The sequence below is a fragment of the Bacteroides faecis genome, assembly GCF_020091505.1.
Taxonomy (GTDB): Bacteria; Bacteroidota; Bacteroidia; order Bacteroidales; family Bacteroidaceae; genus Bacteroides; species Bacteroides faecis.
Map to the genome: position 1 here is coordinate 1031992 of NZ_CP081916.1, position 17618 is coordinate 1049609.

Annotated in this window: 11 protein-coding genes; 9 read left to right on the plus strand and 2 right to left on the minus strand. The window is 43.5% G+C overall.

The window, feature by feature from the left end:
* Window positions 1-34: 34 nt before the first annotated feature.
* From K6V30_RS04420 to K6V30_RS04455, 8 genes are all read left to right on the plus strand, one after another.
* Window positions 35-1396 (plus strand): DUF4998 domain-containing protein, encoded by a 1362-nt coding sequence (locus tag K6V30_RS04420; protein ID WP_022301317.1) that lies wholly within the window; start codon window positions 35-37, stop codon window positions 1394-1396.
* 19 nt (window positions 1397-1415) lie between these two features.
* Entirely contained in the window at window positions 1416-2789 is a 1374-nt protein-coding gene (locus K6V30_RS04425) for an IPT/TIG domain-containing protein (RefSeq protein ID WP_010535913.1), read from the plus strand.
* Between the two features lie 29 nt (window positions 2790-2818).
* Window positions 2819-5941, plus strand: a complete 3123-nt coding sequence (locus tag K6V30_RS04430) for a SusC/RagA family TonB-linked outer membrane protein (protein WP_010535914.1) — start codon at window positions 2819-2821, stop codon at window positions 5939-5941.
* Between the two features lie 5 nt (window positions 5942-5946).
* Window positions 5947-7950, plus strand: coding sequence for a RagB/SusD family nutrient uptake outer membrane protein (locus K6V30_RS04435; RefSeq protein ID WP_055269293.1), 2004 nt, complete (start codon window positions 5947-5949; stop codon window positions 7948-7950).
* Window positions 7951-7980: 30 nt separating this feature from the next.
* The gene (locus K6V30_RS04440) at window positions 7981-8931 is read left to right on the plus strand and encodes a BT_3044 domain-containing protein (RefSeq protein WP_022301315.1); all 951 of its coding nucleotides are present in this window, start codon (window positions 7981-7983) and stop codon (window positions 8929-8931) included.
* 21 nt (window positions 8932-8952) lie between these two features.
* On the plus strand, window positions 8953-11496 hold the full coding sequence (locus tag K6V30_RS04445) for a glycoside hydrolase family 3 C-terminal domain-containing protein (RefSeq protein WP_022301314.1): 2544 nt from the start codon (window positions 8953-8955) through the stop codon (window positions 11494-11496).
* 254 nt (window positions 11497-11750) lie between these two features.
* Entirely contained in the window at window positions 11751-12428 is a 678-nt protein-coding gene (locus K6V30_RS04450) for an SGNH/GDSL hydrolase family protein (RefSeq protein WP_022301313.1), read from the plus strand.
* 34 nt (window positions 12429-12462) lie between these two features.
* Window positions 12463-14487 carry a glycoside hydrolase family 97 protein gene (locus tag K6V30_RS04455; protein ID WP_055269294.1) on the plus strand — a complete coding sequence of 675 codons (2025 nt, stop codon included), beginning with the start codon at window positions 12463-12465 and terminating at the stop codon, window positions 14485-14487.
* Between the two features lie 155 nt (window positions 14488-14642).
* Here K6V30_RS04455 and nadA read toward each other — a convergent pair whose 3' ends face one another.
* A complete protein-coding gene (nadA, locus tag K6V30_RS04460; RefSeq protein ID WP_055269295.1) occupies window positions 14643-15581 on the minus strand; it encodes a quinolinate synthase NadA in 939 nt (312 codons plus the stop codon).
* 490 nt (window positions 15582-16071) lie between these two features.
* On the opposite strand from nadA, the gene K6V30_RS04465 reads away from it, so the two are divergent.
* Complete coding sequence (locus K6V30_RS04465) at window positions 16072-16599, plus strand: RNA methyltransferase (protein ID WP_055269296.1); 528 nt, start codon at window positions 16072-16074, stop codon at window positions 16597-16599.
* 391 nt (window positions 16600-16990) lie between these two features.
* On the opposite strand, the gene K6V30_RS04470 is transcribed toward K6V30_RS04465, so the two are convergent.
* The gene (locus K6V30_RS04470) at window positions 16991-17566 is read right to left on the minus strand and encodes a DUF4294 domain-containing protein (RefSeq protein ID WP_010535923.1); all 576 of its coding nucleotides are present in this window, start codon (window positions 17564-17566) and stop codon (window positions 16991-16993) included.
* Window positions 17567-17618 lie beyond the last annotated feature (52 nt).

Genomic DNA, 17618 nt, shown 5'->3' on the forward strand with positions numbered 1-17618 from the left:
TAGATTAACCTTAAAAAATTAGGAGGAATTTACTATGAGTAAATATGTAAGTAAATTATCGAAAGTGGGTATATCGCTGTTTGCAGTCTTTTGCATGATGGCATGTCACACCGGAGAAATCGATCACAATTATGAGAACATGGTTTATGTCAATCAGAACTCATTGAACCTGTTCTTCGGAGATACGGAGCAACTGACCGCAAGCCCCACCGAAAGTACGTTTGAATGGACAAGTGAAGACCCATCTGTCGCCACAGTAAACAATGAAGGACTGGTAACCGCTACCGGAGTCGGCAACACACAGATCATCATTACGCAAGGAGAATGGACCCAAACAGTAGATGTAACCGTAAGCTTGCCCACATCCAAAGAAGTACTGGCACGCGCAGGAAATAAACGTGTTTTGATAGAAGTGACTATCGACAACGAAAAAGTTCAGAAAATGAACGTCGTATGCAATAACAACGACAGCTCTATCGAAGAAGATGTAAACTACAAAAGCGGCGTATTCAAATTCTATTATGACGACCTGGAAGAAAATAAAAAGTACGACTTTACAGTGACTTGTATAGACCGGTATGGAAATCAATCAAAACCGATTAACGTCTCTGCCAATGTGTACGGCGAATCATTCCAATCTACGCTGAGCAACCGTACGGTAGAAGTAGCTACCCGCTTCGGTAACGGACTGGTGGTGAAATGGAAAGACAGACCGGGAAGCTGTGTACTGAACTACAAAGACGAAGCAGGAAAAGAAGTAACCAAATACATCACTTCCGGTGAAACAAATTCTTATTTATTGGATTTCGGTTCCGACTTATCATACGCAACTTATGCAGTTCCCGAAAGTAATGCCGCAGATACATTCTATGTAGCCCCTGCCATACTGGACAATTATGAGGACCTGCGTTCCATCCTTTCCGCTTCTGAAACCCGCGAGATTTCCGTTTTCAATTTCGACTTGGGAGGTGAAGGCATAGGTTATCATGACGACAGCGCTAACAATGAGGCCGGCTACAACTACCGGTCGGAAAAAGGTGACGACAACAGCCCCGGTGTGGATTTGGAATTCGGTATGAACATCGGATACACCGGCGAAGGCGAATGGCAGATGTTTACTCTCGACGTACAAGACGCAGGTACATACGCGTTCGACCTGTTCCGTTCTGTCAACAACGGTAACGGCGGATACTATTCGCTGGAAGTGGACGGTGTGCCAACCAATTCCGTATATATGATAAATGACAATGACTGGAGCGCCTTCAAATGGCAACATGCTACTTATCCCGAAAATCAACCCAAACTTCACTTCACGAAAGGAAAACACACAGTGAAACTTGTCATTGGCGAGGGAGGTAACTTCAACTATAAATTCATACGTTTCACTTACGAGTAATTAATGTTATATCAATATTATGAAGAAAAATTTAATACACCAAATTCTTTTTTTATTGTGCATAGGAGGATGTGCCCTGACAATCATCATCGCATCTTCCTGTGAAGATAAAACATCGGCTCAGGTACACAATCCCAATGAACCGATCACAGTCACTAATTTTTATCCGGACTCAGGTGGCATCGCTACGCAAGTGATTCTGAACGGGGAAAACTTCGGAACTGATTTGGAAAACATTGAGGTTTATTTTAATAATAAGAAAGCAGCATTAGTCGGCTCCTTGGGAAATAAGCTTTATGTCATTACTCCGCGCCGTCCGGGCGACGGTATGCCGGATGACGGTGATCCGGATCACGATCAGGTGGAAATCACCGTTAAAGTAGGCGAACAGTCGGCTGTATACGATAAGAAATTCGATTATCACATTCAGACGGTAGTTACCACATTGTGCGGACGTCCCGGCACAAGTGGCGTCAAAGTAGGTACACTGGGCGAAACGGAATTCCCTGAAGTCGGTTTCCTGGCTATTGATGCCGAAGATAATCTCTTTGTATGTCCGCGCGAACTGTGGGGAGCCAACAAACTGATTCTGATCAATGAAAAAGAAAACCAGTCTTCTATCATTATCGACAATGCAGGCCAATATCCGCTGAACCAGCCATGTATCATAGACAACGGATTAGGATTAGTGATTCCTACTGACGGTGGTAATACATTCTGGTCGGTCAACTCGATAGACTTCTGGACGCCCCGAAGAAGGGATTACATGGCAGCCGATGGAGAAGATGCAAGTAAAGTGAACACTACTTACAAACACTCATTCGCTTATTGCGAACTGGACAATCACTTCTACTGCCGTACCAAAGATGCCAACTTCTTCCTGAAGATTGACGGAAAAACAGGATATGCCTGGGTAATAGAAGTAGGCAATAATGATTTGTTAGCTACCTCTGACTGTTATATGACTTTCAGCCGGAAAGATCCGAAGAAACTCTACATGGCATTTACCAACCAGCATTGTATCGGTGTGTTTGAAGATATCACCGACCCGACCCGTGAAGGAAACTTCAGAATATATGCAGGAGACAAAGGACGTGCAGGACACGCTGACGGACAGGAGACAGAAGCACAGTTCAACAGCCCCCGCCAATTAGTATTGGACGAAGAAGAAAACCTTTACATTGCTGACTCCGGAAATCATTGTATTCGTAAAGTGACTCCCGAAGGTGTAGTCAGCACAGTAATCGGTAACCCGAACAGTTCGGGATATAAAGACGGAACGCCGGAAATCGCACTCTTCACCGAACCGTGGGGACTTGCCATCGACAGCGAAGGTACTATCTACATCGGCGACAAGGACAACCGTTGTGTCCGCAAACTCTCTATTGAATAACGCAGTAGGTCATTATAAACAATAACACTATGAAACATTTATATATTATAACCGCTTTTCTGCTCTGCTGCCTCTGCATCAAAGCACAAGAGCCAACCCAAAAAGAAAGTACAATCACCATTTCAGGTACGGTACTCGATGAATTCAACGCCCCGATTCCGGGTGCCAACGTCTTTTTGAAAGACCGTCCCGGTGTAGGTACCGTTACCAACATGGACGGTAAGTTTACCATCAAAGGAGCACAAATGGGCGATGTGATCACTCTGTCATTCCTTGGCTATGAAAAACAAGAAGTGAGAATTGACTCCAGACTGGACCGGAAAAACGCACAATTCAAACTGAAGCCTTCGACCAATACACTGGAAGAAACGGTGGTTGTCGGACTCGGCTCACAACGAAAAGTCAGCGTAGTAGGTGCCATAACGAATGTAGACGTAAAAGACCTGCAAACACCGGCTACCTCTATTCCCAATATGTTAGGCGGACGTGTACCGGGTATTATTTCCCTGCAAAACAGTGGTGAACCGGGAAAAAACATCTCTGAATTCTGGGTACGTGGTATCGGAACTTTCGGTGCCAACCAAGGTGCACTGGTACTGATTGACGGACTGGAAGGCAGCTTAAGTCAAATTGATCCGGCGGATATTGAGAGCTTCTCGGTATTGAAAGATGCTTCCGCCACAGCCGTTTACGGTACACGTGGTGCCAACGGTGTCGTACTGGTCACTACCAAACGCGGTGAAGTGGACAAACTGAAAATTACGGGACGTGCCAACCTGACCGTTTCCCACTTACAGAATATGCCCGAATACCTCGGTGCCTATGACTATGCAACGCTTGCCAACGAAGCAAAACTGGCTCGCGGCGAAGAAGCACTTTATTCGCCGATGGCGCTCGACCTGATCAAGTATCAGCTGGACCCCGATCTTTACCCGAATGTAAACTGGCGCGACCAGATTCTGAACAAGAATTCCCTGCAACAGACCTACTATATGAGTGCCCGTGGCGGCGGTAGTGTGGCCCGTTATTTCTTCAGCTTGGGTATGTCCAATGAAAACGCTGCCTACAAACAGGAAAAAAACTCTAAATACAGTACTGACGTAGCTTATCGTACTTATAACTATCGTAGTAATATCGATGTCAACCTGACTAAGACAACTACTGCCTATCTGGGTACGGAAGGTTATCTGTCTGAAAAGACCGAACCGGGAAACGTTTCGACTGACGCACTCTGGAGCGCCCAGCAAAGACTGACTCCGTTGACGATTCCTCTGCAATACTCTACCGGAGAACTGCCGGCATGGGGAGCAAACAACGAATACTCTCCCTACGTCATGCTGAACCACACCGGAAAAGCGAAATGGCGCAGATTCACAAACAAAGTGACACTGGCTGTTACTCAGGATTTGCCTTTCATCACCAAAGGACTGAAGTTAAGGGCACAGATTGCTTACGACTCGGAAAGTTATCTGAAAGAAATACGTAAAGTACTGCCGGAAATGTACTATGCCAGCGGACGTACTGTAGATGGTACTTTAATTATGCGCAAAGTAGTAGATGCCCAAACTGCCACCTATAATAAGGATGAAGAGTCACAATGGAATAAGCTGCATTTTGAATCTACTCTAAACTATGACCGTGCATTCGGTGATCATCGTGTCGGCGGTTTGGTTTACTATTATATGAGCAGCTATCAAAGCACATGGTGCGATATACACGGTTATAATTGTAATGTAAATGTAGATAATGTACCTAAACGCTACCAAGGCTTATCCGGTCGTTTAACATACGGATTCCGTGATACATATATGATTGATTTGAACTTCGGTTATACCGGTTCCGAGAATTTCCAGAAAGGACGTCGTTTTGGCTTCTTCCCCTCCGTTGCCCTTGGTTGGGTACCGACCAATTATGATTTCGTACGCGAAACATTGCCTTGGTTGAGTTTTTTGAAAATCAGAGGATCATGGGGTTCGGTAGGTAACGACCGTATTACCAACAAACGTTTTCCCTATCTAACTATTATGAATGAAAATGCTAATAAAGGATGGAACGGAAGCAGTGGTGTAACGGAGCAGTCAGTCGGTGCCGATAACCTCCAATGGGAAAAAGCTATCAAACTGGATTTGGGTATTGAAGGAAAATTATTCAACGAACAGGTAGACTTTACAGTAGACTTTTTCCGCGATACCCGCAACGACATCTTCCAACAACGCACGATGGTACCCGACTATATCGGATTGGCAGAACAACCTTTCGGAAACGTGGGTAGCATGGTCAGCTACGGAGCCGACGGAAACATTTCATTCACACAGGATATTGGTAAAGACTTCTCGTTTACCCTTCGTGGTAACTTTACGTACACAGCCAATATGGTGAAAAACTGGGAAGAAGCTTTCCAAAAATATTCTTATCAGGAAAGAGCAGACAAACCTTACGAATATTATGCCGGCTACATCGCATTAGGATTGTTCCGCGATGAAGACGATGTGAAGTTCAGTCCCGACCAGAGCGGAATTGCCGGACGTAAAGTACTCCCGGGTGATATCAAATACAAAGATGTGAATGGTGACGGTGTTATCAACTCCGACGACCAGGTGCCTCTTTCTTACAAGGCGAACTATCCGCGTCTGATGTACGGATTCGGTGGAGAAGTACGCTGGAAAAAACTGACACTGGGATTCTTATTCAAAGGAACAGGCAATGTAGACAACTTCTGTGTGGATGGCTACAAAGCATTCGGATTCCTCCCATTCTCTTCCGGAGAAACAGGAAATACACTGGCTATCACCGCCAATCAAGCAAACCGCTGGACACCGCGCGAAATATCGGGCGATGCGTCCACCGAAAATCCGAACGCTATGTTCCCGCGTCTTTCTTACGGAAATGACCACAACAGTACACAGCCTTCTACGTTCTGGAAAGCCAATGTCCGCTACTTGCGTTTGCAGGAAATCAACCTCAACTACAACCTGAGTGCCGGCAAGATTCTGAAACAACTGGGTGTTTCGTCACTCGACTTACAGTTTGTAGCTTCCAACATCTGCGTATGGAGCCCATTCAAACATTTCGATCCGGAACAGGCATATTACAACGGAGGAGCCTATCCTATACCGGCCCGCTATGCTTTTCAGATGTATATTAACTTCTAAAAATAATGAATCGTATGAAAACCAAAATAAGCCAGATTATATCGAAGGGGCTTCTCTTCGCATTTATCGTCCTGTTAGGCTCTTGCAATTACCTGGACGTAGACCAATATTTCGACGATACACTGAAGTTTGATTCCGTATTCACACAGAAACGTTATTTTGAAGCATACCTGTGGGGTGCAGCCGGACAATTGCCCGACGAAAGCAGAATCTTCGGTCACGAATATGCACCGGGCATTACTGCCAGCGATGATATCTTCACTGTAATGAGCAGCGACATCTTCCGCGGATCAGCTTTTGCACTGGGATATGTGAATCCTGATAATCTGAGAGGTATGAACGTCTGGAGTGACATGTACAAAGTAATCCGTAAAGCCAACCTGATGCTGGCACGTATGGACGAATGTCAGGATATGACAGCACTCGACCGCCGTAATTATACCGGCTATATTCACTTCCTGCGCGGTTACGCCTATTATCATATTCTGATGACTTGCGGCCCTGCAATTCTTGTAGGCGACGAAATATTCGAAAGTAACCTGGACGGCCCTGCTTACAACACTTATCGTGCCACTTATGACGAGACAGTAGAATACATCTGCTCGGAACTGGAAACAGCAGCGGCATACCTTCCGTTAAAAGCCTCTATCGCACAGTTTGAACGCCCCACAAAGGGAGCCGCTTACGCGCTGATAGCCCGTCTCCGCCTGCATGCCGCTTCACCGCTTTTCAACGGAACATCCACTGCCCGTCTCTACTTCGGCAACTGGAAACGTACTTACGATAAAGCATATTACATCAATCAAAACTATAGCGAAGAAAAATGGGCATTAGCTGCTGCTGCCTGCAAACGGGTGATTGATATGAATGTCTACGAACTGTTCACAGTGAGCAAAGACCAGAACACTCCGCAACTGCCGGCAGGTGTTCCTACAGAAAACTTCCCGAATGGAGCCGGAGGCATCGACCCGTTCAAGTCCTATTCTCACATGTTCACAGGAGACGAACCGTTCAAGAACAATAATGAAGTTATCTGGGGACGTATCTCCGAAGAGGTAAAAGGATATACACAACAATCGTTCCCGCAATATATGGGTGGATACAACGGTATGGGGCTGACACAGAAAATGATCGATGCTTACCGTATGGAAGACGGAAAAACAATCGAAGAAGCCATGGCAGTCGGAGAATATAAAGAAGGCCCTAACGACTTTACTTCCGGACCTCGTGATTTCTCGGACTATCATCTCAACGGCAATATCTGGCAGATGTATGCCAACCGTGAAATGCGTTTCTACGCCTGCGTAGGTTTCAACGGATGTTATTGGCCCGCTACATCGACTACCGACGGTTCTTACCGTCTGCAAACCGTGAAATACTGCATGGACGGTAATGCCGGCAAATATGCAGGTACAGTGGGTAGTGACAACTACACTCCTACAGGTTATGTGATCAAGAAATACATTTCTTCTTATGACGCATGGCGTGGCAACAGCAGCGAACGTTACGAAAAAGGATTCCCTATCATCCGTTATGCTGAAATATTGCTGTCGTATGCCGAAGCATTGAACCAGTTGACCACCACTCATGCCATCACACTGCCTACCGGCGAATCATACAGTTTGTCACGTGATGTGGACGAAATGGCCAAAGCGTTTAATCAGGTACGCTACCGTGCCGGATTACCGGGACTTACTCAGGCCCAACTGGAAAGTCCTACGGAAATGTTCGAGCAAATCAAGCGTGAACGTATGGTAGAGTTCCTGGGTGAAGGACGCCGGTTCTACGATGTACGTCGCTGGGGTATTTATGAAGATGTGGATTCAGAACCTATCATGGGCCTCAACATCGCAGCCAACGAATTCGGTGGTTTCTACCAACGTACTGTTGTGGACGAGAAAAATTACCGTGACCGTGTAGTACACAGAAAACTGTTGTTCTTGCCTATCAGCAAATCCGAATTGAGAAAAGTAGAATTACTAGACCAGAATCCGGGATATAACAACTAATTTTGAATCATCAGTAAAACAGATAATCAAATGAAAACAATGATAAAAAAAGCCGGTTATTTTCTGGCATTGCTTGCCCTGACAGCCTGCGAATCTTTCGACTTTGAACAGGAAATGGGACAAAAGATAATTTGTATCATCAGTGACAACGATCTGGTATATACCGGTATGCACGACCTCAACGAAACAGAAAGTACCGGATATATCTCCATCAACTGCGGCGGTTCCCTTCGAATCGACCGGGATGTGGACGTAACACTGGAATATGCTCCGGAAGTATTGCAGAATTATAATAAAATAAAGTACGACATTGACCAGTCAAAGTATGCCAAAGAACTTCCTTCAAAGTATTACTCCATCGCTCAGATGGGAGTCACTTTGAAAGCCAGCAGCCCTGACACATATAATGTGATGCCGATTCAGGTAAAACCTGAAGGGCTGTCACCCGACTCGATTTACCTTATTCCAATGCGTATCAAGAGTGTGTCGGCTTATTCTGTCAATCCGAACAAGTCTCAGGTACTTTATCAGGTACAGATGAAAAACCTCTATGCACGTACTGACGAATCTACTATCTACAATGCTGCCGGAAAGCTACAGAAAGAAAGGGAATCGCAACGTGACGCAGCCGCTTCACAGACATTCCACCCGCTTACGAAAAACTCATTCCGTATCTTTGCCGGTATCAAGGGATATGAGAAAAATGAAGAAGTCATCAAAAAGAACGGTATCATAGTTACAGTGAACGAGGACAACAGTCTGACCATGAAACCATACAACGCAGACTTTATCGAAGTGGCTTCCATCGATGAAGAACAACCCGATTATTATGGAAATTATGAATTGTCGGATGTTTACGGCGGAAAGAAACGCCAACGTTTCAACTTCAAATACAAATACCGTTTCAAAGGCGAATCAAAATGGGAGATTGTCGATATACGTTCTTTACGCAGTGTCACACTCGACTTGATAAACGAATAAATAACACTAAAATAACATAGAATGAAGAAACTAATTTTACTTTTAATTTTCATGCAGTTAGGGGCGGCAGTATCAAAGGCTCAGGATTTATATAAAAATATGAATGCCCCCATACACGAAAGAGTACAGGATCTGTTATCGAAACTGACAATAGAGGAAAAGGTCTCTTTGCTTCGTGCTACTTCCCCGGGAATCGAGCGTATGGGAATTGATAAATATTACATGGGAAATGAAGCGTTACACGGAATCATCCGCCCGGGAAAATTTACAGTTTTCCCGCAGGCAATCGGACTGGCCAGTATGTGGAATCCCGAATTACATCATATCATTGCCGGCGTCATTTCGGACGAAGCTCGTGCCCGCTGGAATGAACTGGAACGGGGAAAGAAACAAAAAGACCAGTTCAGTGACTTATTAACATTCTGGTCACCGACTGTCAATATGGCTCGTGACCCGCGTTGGGGACGTACCCCGGAGACGTATGGAGAAGATCCCTATTTATCCGGAGTATTGGGTACCGCTTTTGTGAAAGGATTACAAGGAGACCATCCGCGTTATCTGAAAGCTGTAGCTACTCCCAAGCATTTTGCCGCCAATAACGAAGAACATAATCGTTTTTATTGCGATGCAGCTATCACCGAAACGGACTTAAGGGAATATTATTTCCCGGCATTTGAAAAATGTATCCGCGAAGGAAAAGCGGAATCCATCATGACAGCTTACAATGCCATCAATGGGGTGCCATGTACTGCCAACAACTGGTTATTGAATAAAGTATTGAAACAGGATTGGGGTTTCAACGGATACATCGTATCCGATTGCGGTGCTCCCGGACTGTTAATGACTGACCATCGTTATGTGAAAACTCCGGAAGCGGCAGCCATGATAGCTATCAAAGCCGGACTGGATGTAGAATGTGGAGACTATGTTTTTGCCAACCCACTATTAAACGCTTACAAACAATATATGGTCAGTGCTGCCGAAATAGACAGTGCAGCCTACCGTGTACTGCGTGCACGTATGCGTTTAGGCATGTTTGATGATCCGGAAAAGAATCCGTATAATCACCTGTCCCCTAAAATCGTAGGTTGTAAGAAACATCATGACCTGGCTCTCGAAGCTGCCCGTCAGAGTATTGTATTGCTCAAAAACCAGCAAAATACTCTCCCGCTGAATGCAAAGAAAATCAAGTCAATAGCTGTGGTAGGTATCAATGCCGCCAACTGCGAATTTGGTGATTACAGCGGAACTCCGGTCAATGCTCCGGTATCTGTGCTGGATGGTATCCGCAACCGGGTAGGCAATGAAATAAAAGTAGTACATGCACCATGGGTATCTTCGGAAGAAGGTTATCAGCTTATTTCTCCAACCCATCTTCCTAACGGACTAAAGGCTGAATATTATGACAATCCTACTTTCCAGGGAACTCCTAAAACTCGTGTAGACAAAGGAATCAACTTCGAACCGAAAAATCAGGCTCCGGACCCGTTCCTGCCTAAATCTCCGCTTTCTATTCGCTGGACAGGTGAATTAGTTCCGAGCGTATCCGGTGAATATGTATTCAGTTTTACCAGCGATGACGGTTGCCGGCTGTATATTGATGACCAATTAATCATAGACGACTGGAATGTACATAGTATGCGTACAGAAAAAGCTTCTATAAAATTGGAAAAAGGAAAAAAATATCAGTTGAAAGCCGAATATTTCGATAACGGAGGAGACGCAATTGCCAGACTTCATTGGCGTGTGCCCAGCACAGATCAGTATGACATGCTGAATATGTATGGAGATGCCTCAAAAATTATCCGTGAATCTGATGTTGTCATCGCAGTAATGGGTATCAACCAATCCATCGAACGTGAAGGACAGGACAGAAACTCCATTGAATTACCCAAAGACCAGCAAATCTTTATCCGTGAAGCTTATAAAGCCAATCCGAATACAATTGTTGTATTGGTTGCCGGCAGTTCTATGGCAATAGGATGGATGGATCAGCATATTCCGGCTATTATTGATGCCTGGTATCCGGGCGAACAAGGTGGAACGGCTATCGCTGAAGTTCTGTTTGGAGACTATAACCCGGCTGGTCGCCTGCCGTTGACTTTCTACAACAGCATTGAAGATCTTCCTGATTTTGATGATTACAATGTCAAGAACAACCGTACTTATATGTATTTCGAAGGCAAGCCTTTGTATGCCTTCGGCTATGGACTCAGCTATACTAAATTTGATTACCGCAATTTGAATATCAAGCAAGATACTCAAAACGTTACTTTAAACTTCTCTATAAAGAACAGTGGTAAATACAATGGTGACGAAGTAGCTCAAGTATATGTGAAATTCCCCGATCAGGGAATCAAGACTCCGTTGAAACAACTCAAAGGATTTAAACGTGTGCACATCAAGAAAGGAGCTACCGAACAAATATCCATAGAAATTCCGAAAGAAGAATTACGTCTGTGGGATGACCAGAAGAAACAATTCTATACACCTTCGGGAACATACCATTTCATGGTCGGCAAATCTTCTGATAATATCTGTTTGCAAAAGACAGCGGAACTATAATTGTTCCATAAGAAGGCAGGCTGATATTATTAATAGTCACCTCAATACTGTAAATGCGGAGATACTGATTCTAAATAAAGAACGGTATTCTCCGCATTTCTTTATCATCACAGTCAGATTAAAATAGATACTGTAAAGCGCGGAAATAAACCGTTTGCTGCAAATGTTTCATTTTTTGCTCTGTTTATATATACTTTCCAGCTTATTCTTGACTACTTTTGACACATCAAATTTATTCATTTATTCTAATTATCATGAAACACGTAATTACATTCATCCTATTGTTTTTGTGTATCCCCGTATTTGCCCAACAAAAGATTGCACGCGAATATATCGAATGGTCTGACATCTGGATTCCCGGAGCCAACAAAACAGACCTTCCCCATGTATTGCTTATCGGTAATTCCATCACACGCGGATATTACGGAAAAGTAGAAGAAGCACTGAAAGAAAAGGCATATGTAGGACGGCTTTCCAATTCGAAAAGTGTAGGAGATCCGGCTTTAATCGACGAACTGGCAGTGATACTCAAAAACACCAAGTTCGATGTTATCCATTTCAATAATGGCTTGCACGGATTCGATTATACCGAAGAAGAATATGATAAAAGTTTCCCTCAATTAATCAAAGTCATCCGTAAATATGCCCCTAAAGCAAAACTGATCTGGGCAACAACCACTCCTGTCCGCACCGGAGAAGGTATGAAAGAATTTGCTCCCATCACCGAACGATTGAAAGTCCGTAACCAGATTGCACTGAAACATATCAATCGTGCCGGCATAGAGGTGAATGACTTATGGAAAGTGGTCATCGATCATCCCGAATATTATGCAGGCGGAGACGGAACACATCCGGTCGATGCAGGATATTCAGCTTTAGCTGCCCAAGTCGTTTCCGTTCTGAAAGACAAGTTACAACAAACTCATAAATAAACAAACGATCTGTCATTGACTAAAACCGAATCATATGGATAAGAAAAAAATCTGTTATTTAATACTCCTTTGTTTATTCTCTCTGAGCTGTACACTACAGGCTGAGAAATACGAAACTGTTTCTCCTGACGGAAAACTGAAGATTAAACTGAAAATAGACAACGGTACCCAATATGAAGTATGGTACGATCATACACAACTTATACTCCCCTCTTCCATCGGCTTACATCTGGCTGACGGCAGAGTAATCGGTAACGGAAGTGTAAAGTCGGCTAAGAAAAGAAAAGTCGATCAGACCATCGACGTACCTGTCGGGAAAAATAAAGTATTACAGGATGCTTATAATGAACTGACCATTTCTTTTACTGATAACTACGACCTCGTGGTACGTGCCTATGATGAAGGAGTAGCCTATCAGTTCGTTACCCGCCTGGACGGAGAAATAACGATTATCAGTGAAGATGCCATTTTCAATTTTGCTTCTACTCCGACTATCTATTATCCGGAATGCGATGCTAATTATTCCGGCGAAACAGACCAGTCCGGTCGCACCCACCAGGTACATCAGGGATACCGGAACTTCGAAAGGCTCTATAAAGTGTACAAAGGTCCGTTGGAAATTCCTTACGAACATTTCGCTGTTTCTCCGGTATTATACGAATATCCCGATTCTCCCTATAAAGTAGTCATTACAGAATCGAATACCTATGATTATCCGGCTCTGTACATGGAATCCAACGGCTACAATTCCATGCGGGGAAAGTGGGCTAACTATCCGAAAGAAACAATGGATTCCGATCCGTCAAATCCTTATTACTGGTACTCCAATCATCTGGTTATCTCCAGAGAAAATTACATTGCAAAAACGGACGGAAACCGTAGCTTTCCCTGGCGGGTAATCATTGTCTCGGAAGAAGATAAATCATTGTTGAATAATGAACTGGTATATAAACTGGCCGACCCTTGCCGTCTGACCGATACTTCCTGGATTCAACCGGGCAAAAGTGCATGGGAATGGTGGCATAAAGCAGTTCTGGAAGGGGTTGACTTCCCCAGTGGAAATAAGCAGCTATCGTTCCAGTTATATAAATACTACGTAGACTGGGCTTCAAAGAATCATATCGAATATATGACTTTAGATGCTGGATGGTCCGAAGACTATCTGAAAGAACTATGTTCATACGCCAAAGAAAGGAATGTGAAGATTATCGTCTGGACATGGGCCAGTTGTGCCAAAGAAAATCCCAGCGACTGGATCGCAAAAATGCACAGTTACGGAGTATCCGGAGCAAAAATCGACTTCTTCGAACGAAATGACCAGATAGCTATGCGATGGGGAAAAGAGTTTGCCGAACGTCTGGCGGAAAAGAAAATGGTAGCTGTTTTCCATGGCTGTCCCGTTCCTACCGGATTGCATCGTACATATCCCAACATATTGAATTATGAAGCTGTAAGAGGAGCGGAATGTAACTTCTGGGAAAAGACGTTAACTCCCGAATATCACACCCGTTTCCCGTTCATCCGTTTATTGGCAGGACCGGCGGATTATACTCCGGGATCGATGAGAAGTGTCACTCAAAGTGAATTCAAACCAATGGATATAGATAATACTCCGCCTATGAGCATGGGAACACGTTCGCACGAATTATCCATGTTTGTTATTTACGATCAATGGATGGCTTATTTGTGCGACTCACCGACCGAATACAATAAATATCCGGATGTGCTCGACTTCCTTTCTAAAGTTCCTGCCGTATGGGATAAGACCTTGCCATTGCAAGCAAAATTAAGCGAATACATCGTGACAGCCAAACAAAAAGGCAATGACTGGTATGTGGGCGGAATGACCAACTGGGATGCCCGTTCCACAGAAATAAACCTCAACTTCCTGAAAGACAATGTCTCCTATCAGGCAACTATCTTTAAAGACGCTCCAAATTCCTATGAGCAACCTAAAGAATATATGGTAGAGAAAAGAACAGTGGATAATAAAACTATATTGAATATAGATATGGCAAAAGGCGGTGGATTCGTTATCCGTCTGGAAGCAGAAAACTAATATCGCTATGAATGAAATTTAAATGAGATAATTACATCTCAAAGAACGGTACCATCTGATGCACAGAATGGTACACTCCAATACATTAAACGGTACCTTCCAACATACTGGATGGTACCGTTTGATGTATTGGAAGGTACCGTTTGTATATCCTATCATAATCCCAACTTTGCAGAAATCTCCAGCATCCGCTGAATAGGCTTTACCGCCTTCTCCGCTATCTCAGGATCAACGGTAATCTCCGGTGACTCATTCTTCAGACACTCATAGAGCTTCTCTAACGTATTCAACCGCATAAAGCTACACTCGTTACATCCGCAGGTACTATCGTTCGGCGGAGCAGGGATAAACGTTGTTTGGGGACACTTCTTCTGCATCTCATGCAAGATACCTGATTCGGTAGCCACAATATACGTATTTTCCGGATGGTTTACTGCATACTTCAGCAGTGCAGCTGTAGATCCTACCACATCTGCCAGTTTCAACACAGTACTTTTGCATTCGGGATGTGCCAGAACCAACGCTTCCGGATGCTGCGCTTTCAGTTCCACAATCTTTTCCACCGAGAACTGTTCGTGCACATGACAGGCTCCGTCCCAAAGTAACATATTCCTGTTCGTAACTGAGTTGATATAATTTCCCAGATTCCGGTCCGGACCAAAGATTATTTTCTCATCTTCGGGGAAACTTTCCACGATCTGCCGTGCATTGGTGGAAGTCACCACCACATCCGTTACCGCTTTCACAGCAGCTGTCGTGTTAACGTATGAAATAACGGTATGCCCCGGGTGCTCTTTGACAAACTGCGCAAACTGGTCCGCCGGACAACTGTCCGCCAACGAACACCCTGCTTCCATGTCAGGCACCAGTACTTTCTTATCCGGACAAAGCACTTTCGCCGTCTCACCCATAAAGTGAACGCCACACATCACAATGATGTCCGCCTCCGTCTTGGCAGCCAGCTGGGCCAACGCCAGACTGTCACCAACGTAATCAGCGATATCCTGTATTTCACCCTTCTGGTAGTAGTGCCCCAGAATGATTGCATTCTTTTCTTTCTTCAGCTCCTTAATAGCCTTTATGAGATCATTCATAATAATATTCTTTTATTTCTTCCTTTTAAAAAAATCCTTTGTTAGTGATGATAGCCTGTTAATAATGTTAGCAAATAAATACGATTTTCCTTGCCGGATAAGTTATTAGTCTATCCTTCTGTTTTATGAGTCCGTTATGAACGGATGTAAAGCAGAAGATTTACTATTTATTATCTTCATTATCAATGTAAGCCTTGTCAAATGGGAGAATACTATTAACTCCCTGTTGATAAAGTGCAAAGTTAAAAACTTTATGGATATAAACAGGCAGATAAGTGCTGAAAAATATGTTGATGGATGCATAGAAAGTTTAGGCTTAGTTTTTTGGAATGTTCATAAGGAGTGTCCCTTATACCTTCTTTTGAATAATGCAAGAATTATTTTTCAAATTCTTTCCCGATTGTTTTGACAGGTTTTAAACCGTTATCAACACCTCTGTTAACAGAAAAGAACTACCTTTGCAATCGAAATGTAATAGAAGGAAGAACGTATGCGAAAACTGAAAATAACAGAGCTGAACCGTATCAGTGCCGAAGAGTTTAAACAGGCAGAAAAACTGCCTCTGGTAGTAGTGTTGGATGATATTCGTAGCCTGCATAATATAGGTTCCGTGTTTCGTACCTCGGATGCTTTCCGTATCGAGTGTATCTATCTGTGTGGAATAACGGCTACTCCTCCCCACCCCGAAATGCATAAGACGGCTTTGGGCGCAGAGTTCACTGTTGACTGGAAGTATGTTAATAACGCTGTTGATGCTGTTGATAACCTCCGCAAAGAAGGATATATTGTCTATTCGATAGAACAGGCGGAAGGCAGCATTATGTTGGATCAACTCGAACTGGATAAGACGAAAAGATACGCTATCGTAATGGGAAATGAAGTGAAAGGGGTGCAACAGGAAGTGATTGATCATTCGGATGGCTGTATCGAGATTCCCCAATATGGTACCAAGCATTCTCTGAACGTGTCTGTAACAACGGGTATTGTCATCTGGGATTTGTTCAAAAAGCTGCGTTGACAGTATAAAATCAGTCGGTTAATAATTAGTTAATAAGTGGTTGATATCGTAGTTAACTTGCTATTAATTAATGTTCTTTTTCTGTTCATAATTGTGTGGGACGATAAGAGAGTATTGTAGCAACCTACTCTTAGATGAGTCTGATTGATTCAGTGTTTATTAACCATCCTGTTTCAAGCTGTTATCAGATGGCATCACAGCTATTAACAGTTGACTTCTCAGGTGTTAATACCCTGCATGACAAGTATTAACACCTGAGAAGTCAACTGTTAATACCCTGAAAGTCAGATAAAGCGGGGTAATTTTCCTATGGTGATAGTGGAATTAGATTTAATAGAAATATGATGGTTAATAAGGACGTTGATAACCTTATAACTTATAACAAGGTGAATCAGATTTGTCCGTTCTCTACCAGCAGCACGACTCTTTCCGTCAGTTTATCTTCTCCCAACGGATCATATTCCTTTTTCAGACTGGCACCGAACAGTGCAGCGAACGTCTGATAGAATCCTGCTTTGAAAGGTCCCATAAAGGCTTTCACCAGTTCATAACTGGTGGAATTACTTTGTCGGTCTATCAATTTAATCAAGAGTTTACCCTGTGCAAAAGAGAGTTTCTTCATCCGTGCGGTATATTGTTCTTTCAATCCTTTTTCCACACGTTTCAGATGTTTCTGACGTGCCTTCTCGTTGGGTAATGTCTGAAGATATTCGTAAGTTTCGATGATAGCCTGGTTAATTTCTTTGGAGATAGGATATACCTTCTTTACGTTACGTACCAGCCGATAGTATTCCAGACGTTCTTTTTCATTCTTGAATTTAAGTGGGCGGAAGATATAAACAGTTCTTAACTGGATACATGGAATGGTATCTCCGTTGTAGATACACATAGGAACCAGGTATCCGTTGATGCTTTGCTTGTCCTGTGCCTGTATCTTCGATGAACAGACCATAGCAAACGCCATCATTATTACTATGTTAAGCCTCCTTTTCACATTACAAAAATAGAATTAAAATTTT